Annotated in this window: 12 protein-coding genes; all 12 read right to left on the reverse strand. The window is 36.7% G+C overall.

Annotation, left to right across the window (positions count from 1 at the left end):
- Nucleotides 1–82 precede the first annotated feature (82 nt).
- Entirely contained in the window at nucleotides 83–712 is a 630-nt protein-coding gene (locus tag MHH51_RS16720; RefSeq protein WP_339282555.1) for a hypothetical protein, read from the reverse strand.
- Between the two features lie 71 nt (nucleotides 713–783).
- A complete protein-coding gene (locus MHH51_RS16725) occupies nucleotides 784–1749 on the reverse strand; it encodes a PIG-L family deacetylase (RefSeq protein ID WP_339282556.1) in 966 nt (321 codons plus the stop codon).
- A gap of 41 nt (nucleotides 1750–1790) precedes the next feature.
- A complete protein-coding gene (locus MHH51_RS16730; protein WP_339282557.1) occupies nucleotides 1791–2924 on the reverse strand; it encodes a GNAT family N-acetyltransferase in 1134 nt (377 codons plus the stop codon).
- Nucleotides 2925–2953: 29 nt separating this feature from the next.
- A complete protein-coding gene (locus tag MHH51_RS16735; RefSeq protein ID WP_339282558.1) occupies nucleotides 2954–4717 on the reverse strand; it encodes an ABC transporter ATP-binding protein in 1764 nt (587 codons plus the stop codon).
- A gap of 51 nt (nucleotides 4718–4768) precedes the next feature.
- Nucleotides 4769–5947, reverse strand: a complete 1179-nt coding sequence (locus MHH51_RS16740) for a glycosyltransferase (protein WP_339282559.1) — start codon at nucleotides 5945–5947, stop codon at nucleotides 4769–4771.
- A gap of 37 nt (nucleotides 5948–5984) precedes the next feature.
- Complete coding sequence (locus tag MHH51_RS16745) at nucleotides 5985–7115, reverse strand: glycosyltransferase (protein ID WP_147211660.1); 1131 nt, start codon at nucleotides 7113–7115, stop codon at nucleotides 5985–5987.
- 33 nt (nucleotides 7116–7148) lie between these two features.
- Nucleotides 7149–8339 (reverse strand): glycosyltransferase, encoded by a 1191-nt coding sequence (locus tag MHH51_RS16750; protein ID WP_339282560.1) that lies wholly within the window; start codon nucleotides 8337–8339, stop codon nucleotides 7149–7151.
- Between the two features lie 43 nt (nucleotides 8340–8382).
- On the reverse strand, nucleotides 8383–9522 hold the full coding sequence (locus MHH51_RS16755) for a polysaccharide pyruvyl transferase family protein (protein ID WP_147211662.1): 1140 nt from the start codon (nucleotides 9520–9522) through the stop codon (nucleotides 8383–8385).
- Between the two features lie 56 nt (nucleotides 9523–9578).
- Nucleotides 9579–10772, reverse strand: coding sequence for a glycosyltransferase (locus MHH51_RS16760; RefSeq protein WP_339282561.1), 1194 nt, complete (start codon nucleotides 10770–10772; stop codon nucleotides 9579–9581).
- A complete protein-coding gene (locus MHH51_RS16765) occupies nucleotides 10744–11898 on the reverse strand; it encodes a glycosyltransferase family 1 protein (RefSeq protein ID WP_339282562.1) in 1155 nt (384 codons plus the stop codon). The genes MHH51_RS16760 and MHH51_RS16765 overlap by 29 nt, the downstream gene beginning before the upstream one ends.
- Nucleotides 11885–12256 (reverse strand): helix-turn-helix transcriptional regulator, encoded by a 372-nt coding sequence (locus MHH51_RS16770; RefSeq protein ID WP_147211665.1) that lies wholly within the window; start codon nucleotides 12254–12256, stop codon nucleotides 11885–11887. The genes MHH51_RS16765 and MHH51_RS16770 overlap by 14 nt, the downstream gene beginning before the upstream one ends.
- Nucleotides 12257–12259: 3 nt before the next feature.
- Nucleotides 12260–13414 carry an aminotransferase class I/II-fold pyridoxal phosphate-dependent enzyme gene (locus MHH51_RS16775; RefSeq protein WP_339286314.1) on the reverse strand — a complete coding sequence of 385 codons (1155 nt, stop codon included), beginning with the start codon at nucleotides 13412–13414 and terminating at the stop codon, nucleotides 12260–12262.
- Nucleotides 13415–13819: the final 405 nt, after the last annotated feature.

Consider the following 13819-nt stretch of genomic DNA (forward strand, 5'->3'; position numbering starts at 1 on the left):
TATTTCTAATTTTTTGATAATTAGTTACCTCTAATAGACTTCTTCCTAATAAAGTCCTGTAAAAATGAAGTAGAGGGAATACTCATCTATTGATAAAGTGACTGTATTTTTTTACCTTAACGAGTCCATCACAAACAGAGATAGTATGTGACGGGGGAACTTGTATTATATTTTTATAAATTGTTGACGAAGGATTAATAGAATCACTCCCATCCGGGCTGCCCAGGAAGAAGTCTGCAATCCAAACTTCATTGAAGCTCTTATCTACAAATGGCAATAATAGCAGCGGCTGTATTAATGTGCAAAAGGCAAAATGCTTTTGGTCATGAAAGTAATAAATGGGTCCGGTGCCCGAATAATCTCTCGCGCCAAAAAGTTTTTGTTCTTTACCATCCCAAATCATAAAAGCAAAATCACCAACTAAATATCTCGGTAATTCTTCTCCCCATTTTTGATAGGCAAGCAAGATTAACTCGCTGTCCCGCAGACTTGCTCTCTTGAGACGATTAATTTCTAAGCTGTCAAATAGTTCATTACGATTAGCTACTTCTGTATCTGCAGTAATTGCCAGTAATCTCGCGTTATAACAATTAGGTAAATCTTTTTCAACTGACTCGCAGATCATCCGCGTAGAGTGGCAACCGAGAAAAATATTTTTCTGCTGCCATAGCACAGCATCATCTACAAGGAATTTTTGTAATTCCTTCATCATTATATATATATGATTTCCTTGTACCGATTCATTATTAAACTGATAGATTCCAACGATAGCACCCAGAGAAATCACCTCCCATTCATCAATTTTTTCATTTTATTTTTTGAATGATAAAGCTTGCCGTGAACAGTGGACTCATTAATTTGTAAATGATTTATAAATTTAGAGAACTGGGTAATTAATGGCCGGATGCTTGCTTCCTGGAAATTGGAGTACGCTAATAGTTCTTTTTCTAAATCATCCAAGTCCGCTTTCCGGATGGCTTCTCCCATTAAATAATATTTAGCAACATCCTGAGATTTATGACATGCCAGCATTTGCTTTTTTAGCTTGTACTGAGCACCTGAGAGCTTCATTAGAGTTTCTTCTGTCTCCGTTGATTTACAATTTCTAAAACGAATATCCTCCGTACCAAGAGGCTGCAGCTGATTATATTCCGCCCACTCATAAACATTAGAAAAGTCCAGCTTCTTACAAACTGATTTTACAACATAGCTTGTTATGTCATGATCATTGTGTCCACCCTCCATACAGTGAACATATACTTTTTTAGGCTGATATTTTTCCATTAAAAAAAGAACATCCTTCGCTATTTCATTTAAGTAGCGATGTGTTCCTGCATCGGGAAATCCAAGACAATACACATTTTCTTCTGGGATATTTAATAATGATAACCCCTGTAAACCCTCTCTATATCTTTCCTCCGCTCTATCCTTTGAAAACGCCTCAGGCATCCGCCAGCTTTCACCAATTAACCCGGAACCATTGGTCACATACGTTACGACAGCGTTCTCTCTCTTTTTCTGATGACTATATAAAATTGAAGACAAACCCAAAACCTCATCATCCGGATGCGCAGCAAAAACAAGTATATCTGCTTCCTGTTTTATATTATCCTGGAATTCTCTTCCCAGCATTTTTTTGGGATATCTGTACAGTCCCCGTGTGTATTCGATAAGCTTAATCATTCTTTCTTCGCCAATGGTCCGCTTCATTCCCTGAAAAACCAGGCTCTTCAACCTAACAGCAGCCAAAATAATCTTCATCCTCTCTCTAATCTTTATTGATGTACACCTTATGAATCTGCTCTGATTAAAATCCTTTCAGCGCTTTTCCGTAGATATATATGAAAAAAACGGGATTTATTAATTTGAAACAAGAAAGTGAAAAATCCTGATCTTAAAGTCGTATTTGTGAAGGTGTATTCTACATTATGTTTATTGATCGCCCCCCAATTGTACTTATAGGCTTCTTCCCCTTTTAAAAAATCGAAATACTGACATCCTTCTTTACTTGCATCAAGAATAAGATGATATATTAACAACTGACCTATCGAGTACTTTCCAAATTCCGTATCAAAGCTTGGAATATAAAAATAGAATCTGTTTCCATCGTTCATGCCGAAGTGTACTGCAATAATTTGCTTATTTATTTCTAAATAGGAAAGATGTAATAACTCATTTTGAAAGAGTTTTTTTGCTGTTAACAGTGCATATTCCTTCTCTTTCTGATTATTGTATTTGCTGGGAGTTTTCGTACCATTCCATCTTCTCTTATGCAGCTCAAATAGCGTATTCATCACAGGTTCTACATCTATTTCTCTTAATACTTTCTTATAAAGGTATTCTCCTTTTTGCCTGATTAATTTTCTTTGTTTAAAAAGGATTTTCTTTACGTACTTTTGATTTACCCCGGACTTCGTCTGGTCCATATTACGTTCAAGCATGATGTAAGGGGAATCTACCGTTTTTATTTTTTCTATCATTTTAAAACCATCCGGTAACTGAGTAGAAAAGACTTTATTATAAATAGAATCCCCGGGTAAGTCCGACCATACTATACAATTCCAATTTTTCCTGTCCTCTGTAAGCTTTTTCATCACCAGGTTAGTGATTTCCCTCATATCATATTTGCTAGAAATAATCGGCACTAAATAATCAGCCATTCCTAATCCAATCGGCCGGATTACAGTAAAGCCCCAGGTTGCTTTATAACTGTAAAGAGGGATAATCGCAATAGTATTCATTCCTTCCTTTACTTCTTTAATATAAGGATCTACCATTTGGCAGCTTTTTTTATATCTCCACCAGTTTTTCATCCATGCTCTATCCTGGAAAATATTATATTCATGAATTCCCTCACTAAAATTACTACATGCAGAAAATAATCTTTCAACTGCATCCTCATCTTTATGCAGAATAACATCCACTTTGCTATCCTCCTTCTAAAGGTTCTACGTTACATAATGGATTGGTTCAGCTTATTATTTACTGATACTAATCTGCCATTATTTATCCTGTAGACAATGTCACAATTTTCAATAGTACTTAATCTGTGTGCTATGATAATTAGCGTCTTATTCCCCTTCAGTTTATTAAAAGCACTCATAATTTCTTTCTCCGTTTTGTTGTCTAATGCAGAGGTTGCTTCGTCCATAAACAATATCTCGGGATTATGATATAACGATCTGGCAATGCCAACTCGCTGGCGCTGTCCGCCCGACAGCATGACACCCCTTTCTCCAACCGGTGTATCAAGCTTATTGGGAAGCTCTTCAACAAACTGTTTTAACTGTGCCTGCTCCAAAGCACGCCAAACCTCTTCATCTTTAATCTGATCATCATTTAACCCAAAAGCAACATTCCGGCGGATAGAATCATCGGAAAGAAAAATAGCCTGCGGAATATATCCGATTTTCTTTTGCCATAAAGACCGCTGTTCAAATAAATTTACACCATCAACCAGAATGCTTCCCTTTTCGGGCGGGAACAAGCCTAGTATAATATCAACAATCGTTGTTTTACCGGCTCCTGATTCTCCGACAAAGGCAACTGATTTACCGATGGGAATCGATAAAGTAACATCCTGTACAGCGTATTTATTTTGATTGGGGTACTTGAAAGACACCTCATCCATCTGGATTGAATTGTGAAATATTTTTTCTCCACGTATTATTTCCGTACTGTTCTTACCAGATGCCAAAACGTCTTTATCCATAAATAAATCATCGTAAACGACATGCAAGGCCGGCATACTATACCGCATAATTGTAATCAATGAAACAACACGGTTGATGGAAGGCATCAGCCGAAATGCGGCCATAGCAAATAATGCCATGGTTGAGATAAAATGAGATAGATTCGCTCCCTGGAGAATAATGATTAGTGCTGTGATCAGAACAATCGCGACAAGCATCGTTTCGATAAAATATCTAGGAACCACTTCCAGCATTTTTAAGTACTTCGTATTATTGGCTTGAATTTGACTCTGATTTGTATACTCTCTGATAAAAAAACGCTCTTTCCCGGAAACCTTTACTTCTTTACTGGCACCCAGTCCCTGATTGACCCATTGTATCATTTTCCCGGTTACTTCCTGATGCTCTTCCCCAAGCTGGCTGATTTTTTTCCGGTAGCTTATAAAAAAAAGGCAAACACTCCCGCCTAGTAAAACAGCTGCGGCTAAAGTTGCCAAAGGGGCTGTTACTACTAATAATACTGCAATAAACAGGATGACCAGCACCTCTGTCAGTAATTGAAAGCCAGAAATCATGATTCCATTAAAGATTTTTGCTACTTCTTCATTGACATTTCTCAATAGATCAGCTGTGTTTCTCTGTAAGTGAAAGGTATAGGGCTTTGTTAAATATGCCTGAAATAAATCCCTGGACAACCTTACTTTTTGATTCAATGTCACCTTAATTTGAGTGTAATTAAAAAATAGTAAGTATACATTTTTAATCACAAATACTGCTAATAATATAATTACAGCAAATATGATAAAAGCATTTACCGTCTGGAAGTTAAGCCAGCCGTATACATTTGCAAGGACAGGCTGCTCCTGAATCACATTTGGATTTACTACCATACCGACAAAGGGAACAATTACTCCTATGCTGATTGTTTCAAATACTGCTGCTGCAATCATCATAAAAAGCAGCACAATAAGCTTCTGTTTCTCTTTTCTTGAAAAAAGTCGCAGTAATTTATGGAAGCTATTCACCAATTTACTCACCTTTTATTTTAGAAGTTTTTTTGAGACATATGAAAGAATTTATGGAGCATTCTCCACCATTTTATAGAGCCTTTCCATCTCTTTTGTTGTATCCACTACCTGCTGTGACAGGTTGCTGCTGAATTTTTCTCTTAATCTTTTATCATTTAATAGTCGCAGGATAGTATGATAAATCTCTTCCTTCTCGAAATTTACGATTAACCCTGTTTCTCCTTGGCTTATTTGTTCAGCTGCACCAGTATTTGTTGTAATAATGGGTTTTCGTAATATCCTTGCTTCTGCCACAGTGAGGGCATAGGATTCATGCCGGGATGGTTGTATATAAATATCACAATCCTTTATATACGGATAGGGATTTTTTACCGTACCAAGTAACAGGAGGTTATTTTCTAGTTGGTATTCCTTTATCATTGTCTCGATTTTCTCTCTTAGAATCCCTTCGCCTATTAAGTACCAGCGGACATGATATCCTTTTAACAATAATTTTGATAAAATTTCCGGAATCATATCCTGCCCTTTTTCTACTGACAGCCTGCCCACTGTCAGAAGGCGAATGCCTTTAAACCTATCGCTATAACTTTCTTCCGCTTTTGATAAAGTCTCCAGTTTATCTCTTTCGATAACATTATAAAATGGAAATGTTTTATCTTTCAGATTCGGAAATATATCAATGAATTTCGTCATAGCATATTTAGAAACACAGAAGATACAATCGAACCTACTATAGAACCTCTCTCCCTGTTTTCGCAAAGCTTCTTCAAAATAGGAAACATCACAATGAATCCAGACAGCCTTCTGTTTTGCTTTTATATTATTCATGACATAAACGTCGGGAAATGTTACCGGACTATGGTAAGCTATAGCAATGTCGTACACTGTTTCATCTCTTGGCACCATCCTGGAGTAGTACCTGTTTTGCTTATAATTAGACACTGTGTGCTGTATCAATTTCGTATAAAATCCTGTTTTAACCGCTGTAATAATGTCCCCTTTTTTTGTATATTTCCACATTTTCTCCAATGCTGTTTCCCTTGCTCCAAATATATTTTCTACATGCACAAACTCCGGGATTTCCTCATAAAGCTCACCCTCCTCCGACATCAGCTTTACAGTCACATCGTAATCTTTCAGCTGCATGCTATTCAGCATAGCAATTAAAGCCTTTTCGATTCCACCCATTATCATTCTTTGTGTTACAAATAATACTTTTTTGCGCACTTTTTTTCTCACCTCACTAAAAAGCCTTTTCGAAGGGCTATATGCTAATTTCAATTTTGTTTCTTAATTTTTTGCTCATTACATGAATGATTTCCTGATATATCTCCCATGCATCAGCTTCTACAACAACACCCATTTTCAATCCCTCCATTTGTTCATGAGCACCTGTAAAATTAGTCGTAATAATCGGCTTGTTAAAGACCTTCGCCTCTCCTAAAGTGATACAGAATCCTTCATGTCGGGATGGCTGAACATAAATATCACATTGTTTTAAAAAGGGGTAAGGATTTGGATGTGCTCCTAATAAGATAAATTCTCTTTCAACTTGATACTTTTTAATAAGAAATTCATATGCAGACCTGCTGTTACCTTCTCCAACACAGTACCATCTGACTTTATATCCCTTTTCTCTCAGCTTTGCTAATACTGGAATAACAAGATCCTGTCCTTTTTCTTTACTTAATCGTCCGATAGTTAATATTCTTATGCCATCAAACTCATCATTAAAGCCATCCCCTTCATCCGCCATTTGTAAAATTAACTCAGAAGAGATTTTATTAGGACAGGAATCTATGTTACTTTGTAATTCAGGCAGTATATGAACTAAACGGTCTTTTCCCTCATTTGACACCGTATAGATTCTGTCAAACTCAGGATACAATCTTTTGGCAAATGGCAGATCAAACCCGACCTTCGTCACATCAAAATGAATCCATTGCAGTTTTTTTTCAGCACTTATTTTATGAATAACAAAATAGCTTATGAGATCCATCGGACCTGCATAAGCTATAGCTACATCATATTTATTTTTTATATCCGCAGTATTCCTTAATATATATTTAAAGAAAATACTTTTATTTTTCAGGATTCGGGACAATCCATATGTCAGCGAGAAATTTATTACCCTGATAAGCCGGCCTTTTTTTATAAGATTCCATATAGTCCATCTGGGGGGATTCGTCACCATTCCTTTTATCTCAGGATATTCATGCACGTATTCCACGTTGACATGATCTGGAATTGCATTCAAAAATCCCCCATATTTCTCCAGCATTAGAATCGTAATATCATATTTATGTTCAGGTATTTCTGCTATCCTATTAAGCAGTGCCTTTTCCGTGCCGCCAATATTCATATTGATCAGCATAAATAGCATTTTCTTCTTCATACTGCTACCCTCTTTCTACAGGCGCATATTATGTTATCCAATAAATTGATAGAACTTCTCGATTTCCTCAGTATTCCCCTTCTTTTCCTGCTTCAGATAATGTATGATACTTTGTCTAAGCTCCGGCTCATTGATTAATCTTAATATCCCTTCTGCAACAGCTTCCGGATTCATATCAACAACAAGCCCATTTTTTTCATGAATCATTTGATTATAGACTGCATCAAACCTTGTTGTTACAACAGGCGTATTTAGCATTCTTGCTTCAGCAATAGCAAGACCGAATCCTTCAAATCTGGAGGTCTGCACATACATATCAGCATGCTCAATAAACGGATACGGATTTGCCTCAACCCCTAATAAAATAAAGTGCTGTTCTAGTTGATGTCTTTTTATATCCTCCTTTATTTTTTCTTTTAGAGGTCCTTTTCCTAAAACATACCACTTAAAATGAATTCTTTTTTCTTTCAGTATTTTGCATACCTGAAGAGCAATATCATAACCTTTTTGAGCAGATAATCGACCGATGGTTAAAATCCTGATTCCATGAAAAGAATCCTGATAATTATTTCCTGCCTCCGCCATTTGGAAAATAAGCCGAGGATTATTGATATCGTACATTACCTCTATTTTATCTGCATAATAAGGAAAGCGTTCTAATAAATCTTTTTCAGCTGTTCTTGATACAGCTATCATTTTGTGATAGTGATTATAATATTTCTTTTGGAATGCTATATCTTCCTCATCTATTATGTATGTAGCATTAACCCAGGCAAGCTTTTTCTCTGCTTTCACTTTTTCTGCTACATAATAAGTAGGAACCCCTTGCGCATAGCTGATGGCTACATCGTACTTTTTATTATTGTTTTCGATTACTTTTGATGCGCTTTTCCAGTAAAGAATAGCCCGTTTCGTATTATGATAGTCCTTTTTGTATATTGCGATAGAGTATCTGATTCTTGAAAAAAACATTTGAACTGCTTTTTTTGACAGGACATGTTGCATAGAATGTTTTATAGTTCGATTTGTAAAGGTTGTATAGCTCAATGGTGGAAGTACATTTACTTGTTTTGGCACTATTTTTTCTAAAATATTTCCAAAAGAAAATAGTTGTAAATCTACATTGAAATTTGAATAATCCAGCATGGATAATAGAGATACTAAGCTCTTCTCTGCCCCGGCAATATCTAATGAGTCAATCACAAATAAAATATCCTTTTTCATTATTATTTTCACCCCCTGCTTTGTTTCTGCATGTCACTTCATTTTATCTATTCCCGCTTAACGGCTCTCTCACTTCTCTAGGATGTAAAACATTCTCTAAATACAGTTTAGATTGCGCAATTTTCCCGTTAAGAATGAATTCACTTTCCTTATAGTCTATTGGATTTAATAAATCTTTCATTTTATAATGTGGATGTATTAGCCTTGATTCTAAATTCAAATCCTCCAGAAAATCCCTCATTCTCGTGTTGATAGATTCTTTTCTGTTCACAATGGCAAAATTTTTCTGATACAGTACTGAAAATACTGCCGCATGAAATGAGTTGGAAATAATAAAGGCTGCATCTCTCACAAGTGAAATAAATACCTCCGGGCCCACGTGTCGAAAATATTTATCAGCATAATTTATCTTTCCTGGATTAATGCTGTATATTTTCAAGTTCTTCTCTTTTGAAATCTTTACTGCAATCTCTTTTATCAGCTGATTATTATCAAAATCATAGACCAGTATATACTTATTGTGAAATTGTTTCTTGCCTATTTCATTCCATTCACCCCTGCTTAATAAAAGCACGGGATCAACAACTTTTTTTCCGTTATAAATCCCCATTTTATTCAGGATGTTAACACCGCTTTTTTCCCTGACACTTATTCCGTCCAACCTTTTTATCCATTTTTGGACAACTGGAACCAAATACGGCGCAATCTCTTCTGTAGCAAAGCTGGCAGCAAAAGAAGCTTTTGTCCTTCCTCCTGGTACAAAATCTAAATAAAAGGCTGGGTCTTTTCCATTTTGATAAAGACTATTCCAAATCTGATCACTTCCACATAAATATACATCTCTTTCAGGCAGTTTATTCTTTAATTCCTCATTAGAGCGGTACTGACGTTTTGTTAATGTTAAATAAGTGGTTGTAAATTGATCAAAGGCTCTTTTTCTTTTTAACCCTGGTATTCTTAATGGAACTTTAATTCCTAAATAAACTAGCTTTGTCAGCAAATTCTTCTCCCATTTCGGATTATCGATTCGGAACAATTTATAATGGTTGCTTAAATACGCTGGCTTATAATCAATGATTTCAACATCATGACCACATTGGGTTAAATATCTTAATAATGCAAATGCCTGCAAGGAGGCTCCATGATTGTAGGCATCATGACATGTTATTGTGTAAATTTTCATATTACACCCCGTTTTTTCTATCCGTACGTGTTTCCTTACGCCTCTTTGAATTGTCTTTAACACGACGATATAATTAAATCATACAGCTTACTTAATTCGCGGGTAGAATTATTAAAATTGGACCTGGAACAATGATGAGCTAATTTCTTCCTTAATTTTAAATTATGATACAGTTCCTCTATACCATCCGCTAAACCATCAACAGATAATTCACAAATCATCCCATCATATCCCTCCAGAATTTGACTTTTAGCAGTAGAATAATTTGTTATCAGCACCGGCTTTGCAAGAATTTGCGCTTCACTGACCGTTACTGCCTTACCTTCATAGCGGGAGGGCTGAACATAAAGGTCTGCTTCCTTCATATATGGATATGGATTGATTTTTTTTCCTAACAAATAAAAGTTATCCTGAAGTTTATAATCAGATATAAGACTTCGAATCATTTTCTCGTCTCCACCATAGCCGACAGCATACCAAGCAAGGTTGTTATAGCCTCTTTCTTTTAAAAGTTTCAGTGCCCGGACTGCATTATCAATACCCTTTGCATGAGATAATCTGGCTACGGTAATGATTTTAAAACGATTATCGTAAATCATTGGATTTTCAAGCTTTTCTGCTGCTAATGCTTGGATAAGATCAGGTGAAGTAATATTTTCGATAACAGTAACTTTCTTCTTTAAAATAGGATATTTATTTATAAATGCCCTTTTACATTCTTCGGAAACTGCAATAATGTAATCGAATTTCATCCACATGCTTATATCGACTGTTTCATCGGTTTCCACTACAGAAAAGTCTGTATGTATCCACGCAATTTTCATCTTAGCCTCAACCTTTTCTGCCACAAAATAATGCGGCCATAAATAGCTTATTGCCACATCATATGCTGCATCCAGCTTCGGTAAAAATGGCAATGCATACTTCCACATATATTGCATTTGTTTATAGCCCTTTTCTGAGCCTTGATTCTTTGCAGCTTTATACTTCGCCAGTAAACGGGCAAACCCGATAGTTAAATATCCCGCTTTAAATGTATCCTTGATAGACATCCGAAACGTTTTATAGCTATCTGACTCTTTCAGAAGATTGGGCTGTGCTGGTAATTGATTCATAAAATCGCCAGTATGGCTGTACAGCATAACATCAACGTGATAGTCTGTATAATTAAAATTATTTAACATGCTTATCAGGCTGCGCTCGACTCCTCCTACCTCCAAATCAAAGGAAGCTATCAATATATTTTCCACGTTTATCGACCTCATTATATTGATAAATTTTCTGTAATTGATGAACTGCCTGCTCTATAGAATAACCGTTATTTTCAAATCCATTTCTGATTTCAGTCTGATTCCGTTCTTTTTGCCCTGCTTTTGCAATAATCGTATCTGCCCATACATCCGGTTGATCCGATAGAGGCAATTTGGTAAGCAGACCGATATGAAGATCCGCTTCCGGCTGAATGGCCTCTGAAACAATGCAAGGAACCCCGCTTGCCTGCGCCTCTAGCAGGACCATCCCTAAGCCTTCATAAATAGATGGAAATACAAATACATCCATACTATGCAGCATTGTAGGAATATCTTCTCTTAAGCCGGCAAAGCGGATATTTTTTTCCAGTCCTTCTACTGATACAGTGGCTTCTATCTCACCGCGTAAATCTCCATCTCCTACGAATAATAGTTTCATCTGCTTATCTCTTTGAATGACTTTTTTCATCACCTCTATTAAGAATATGTGATTTTTTGCTTCTATAAATCTGCCGATATGTCCAATGATGATACTCTTCCCCAGCTTCTGTTGGAGCAGAAATTCATTTACTTTGTTTTCTGGCCTTTTCAAATATGGGTAATAGTCGATGGCATTGGGAAAATATGTGTACTTTGAACCTGCACTTCTTTTTTCTCCAAATAAATATTTCCCAGCTGCCTCACTGCATGCCAACAGATCTGTTGAATATTGAGAAATAAAAAAACGCATCGACTTAAGGTAGAGCTTTCTAAGCAGCCCTTCACTGTCATCCAGCGTTGTATGTGCATGGGAAATTCTTACCTTTATACCTGCCAATCGTGCTGCAATCATGGAGAGTCCACAATGAAATAAGGTATGTGCATGAACAGCGTCATAAGGTCCATACTTCTTTATTACATGATAGAGTTCGAGAACGGAATTCGTTTTTTTTAGCCGGATAATCCTCCCTCCCAATTCTCTTATTTCCTGATCATAATGTGCTTCTTCCTGATTGTAGGAGATAAAATCAAATTGGATTTTTTCACTATCTATATTCCGGTATAAATTCATTAACATCGTTTCTGTCCCAGCCCGGTTCATAGCACCAACAATTTGTAATACTTTCATTTTCTCAGGATTTTTCATCTTCATCCCCTGCTTTATCGTTTTTATCCAAATTCTCCTGCTGCCATTTTGCAAATTCAATTACTGTCTTAAACGCTTGTAAGTCATTTGTTTTTACACCTGACTGCTTAAGATCCTTTACAAATTGCAGCCATTTTGTTTCTGGTATTTGTCCTATTCGTGATTCTTCTGAGATGAACGTATTGACCTCCACATTCAATACACCTGCCAGTCTTTCGATAATTTGCAGGGATGGATTTTGGTTTAAATTTCGTTCAATATTACTTAAATAAGATTTTGATATATTTGCACGCTTTGCACATTCTGATAAAGTCAGCCCTCTGGACTTTCGTATTTTTTTGATTTTCTCTCCAATCATGACTTATACCTCATATTCTTGTAATTTCATCTCAACCCTTTTACGAATGGTGCTGTCAAATATATTTCTTATACATCTTATTACCCGGTGCTGTTCCACCTCTGTTAAACTGGAGCCTGATGGAAGGCATATTCCGGTTTCAAACAATTTATCTGAAACAGATCCTCCTTCATCATGCATAAAGTATTTTGCCCTTTTAAAAAGCGGCTGCAAATGGAGCGGCTTCCAAACTGGACGGGCTTCTATATTTTGCTTATTCAGTGCATCTAAAATTTGCTTTGCTGTAATTCCCGCTTTTCTGTCATCAATCGTCAGTGTTGTTAACCAGCGGTTGCTTTGTGTATCTTCCAGCTCTTTCATAAACTTTACTCCCGGCAGATCTGATAAAGCTTGAAAATACATATTAAATACCTTTCTTCTTAACCTCACTCTGTCATCCAAAACCTTCAATTGTGACCTGCCGACACCCGCCAGCAGATTGCTCATACGATAATTAAAGCCAGCTACACTGTGCTGATAGTGTGGAGCAGGATCTTTTGCCTGTGTTGCAAGATACTTTGCTCTTTCCAACGCTTTCATATTATTTGAAATAAGCATTCCGCCGCCGGAGGTTGTAATAATCTTATTGCCATTAAAGGAGTAGATACCATAATCACCAAATGTACCGCTGGCCTTTCCTTTATAAAGTGAACCTAATGATTCCGCTGCATCCTCAATAATGGGAATGCCATATTCATTACATAAGTAGACAATTTCGTTCATTCTTGCACTTTGTCCATATAAATCAACAACAATGACTGCTTTCGGGAGTTTACCTTCAAAAGCCGACACTCTCAATGCCTTTTCTAAAGCATTTGGAGACATATTCCAGGATTCTGGATCAGAATCAATAAAAACTGGATTTGCTCCCTGGTACAAAATAGGATTTGCGCTTGCAACAAAGGTTAATGTAGAGCAGAATACTGTATCGCCTTCTGTTACACCTAATAAAGAAAGAGCCAAATGGATTGCTGCAGTCCCTGAGCTTACTGCAACAGCTCCTTTTGCCCCTGTTTTTTCCGCTATTTCCTTTTCAAATGCGTCTACATTCGGCCCTAATGGCGCAATCCAATTTGATTCGAAGGCGCTTTTTATATATTGAAGTTCGTTTCCGCTCATATGCGGCGGGGACAAATAGATTCTAGATTGGGTCAATAAAAACAGCTCCCTTTAAAAAAAATAAAAAAGTATAGATATAAGATGAAGAATAGCCGCTCCAACGGTTTTGATGGGGTGAGTAATCGCAACCCCAGAAATATACTACGCTTTCCGTGGGCTTGAGCTCAGCCTCCTCGAAAAAAAGAAGTACACTTTGGAGGCATACAGGATGTATGTCAGTTCGGTGCCTGAGACAGGACGTCGCTACGAACTTAACCGAACTTCCTTTTCCGTTTTGCGCACTCCCACAGGAGTCTCCGTATATTTCTTCTGGGACTGCGATTACTCGTCCCATCAAAAACCTTCGCTAGAATCAGCTTCTTTTCTTTGAAAGAAAGCAAATGAAACATATTTCTTCATAGATGG

Source organism: Oceanobacillus sp. FSL K6-3682 (assembly GCF_037976165.1).
Classification (GTDB): domain Bacteria; phylum Bacillota; class Bacilli; order Bacillales; family Amphibacillaceae; genus Oceanobacillus; species Oceanobacillus sojae.

Coding starts and splice junctions, on each gene's coding strand:
- MHH51_RS16720 (WP_339282555.1), bottom strand. CDS start 712: ATGATGAAGGAATTACAAAAATTCCTTGTAGATGATGCTGTGCTATGG.
- MHH51_RS16745 (WP_147211660.1), bottom strand. CDS start 7,115: ATGAAGAAGAAAATGCTATTTATGCTGATCAATATGAATATTGGCGGC.
- MHH51_RS16750 (WP_339282560.1), bottom strand. CDS start 8,339: ATGAAAAAGGATATTTTATTTGTGATTGACTCATTAGATATTGCCGGG.
- MHH51_RS16755 (WP_147211662.1), bottom strand. CDS start 9,522: ATGAAAATTTACACAATAACATGTCATGATGCCTACAATCATGGAGCC.
- MHH51_RS16765 (WP_339282562.1), bottom strand. CDS start 11,898: ATGAAAAATCCTGAGAAAATGAAAGTATTACAAATTGTTGGTGCTATG.
- MHH51_RS16770 (WP_147211665.1), bottom strand. CDS start 12,256: ATGATTGGAGAGAAAATCAAAAAAATACGAAAGTCCAGAGGGCTGACT.
- MHH51_RS16775 (WP_339286314.1), bottom strand. CDS start 13,414: ATGAGCGGAAACGAACTTCAATATATAAAAAGCGCCTTCGAATCAAAT.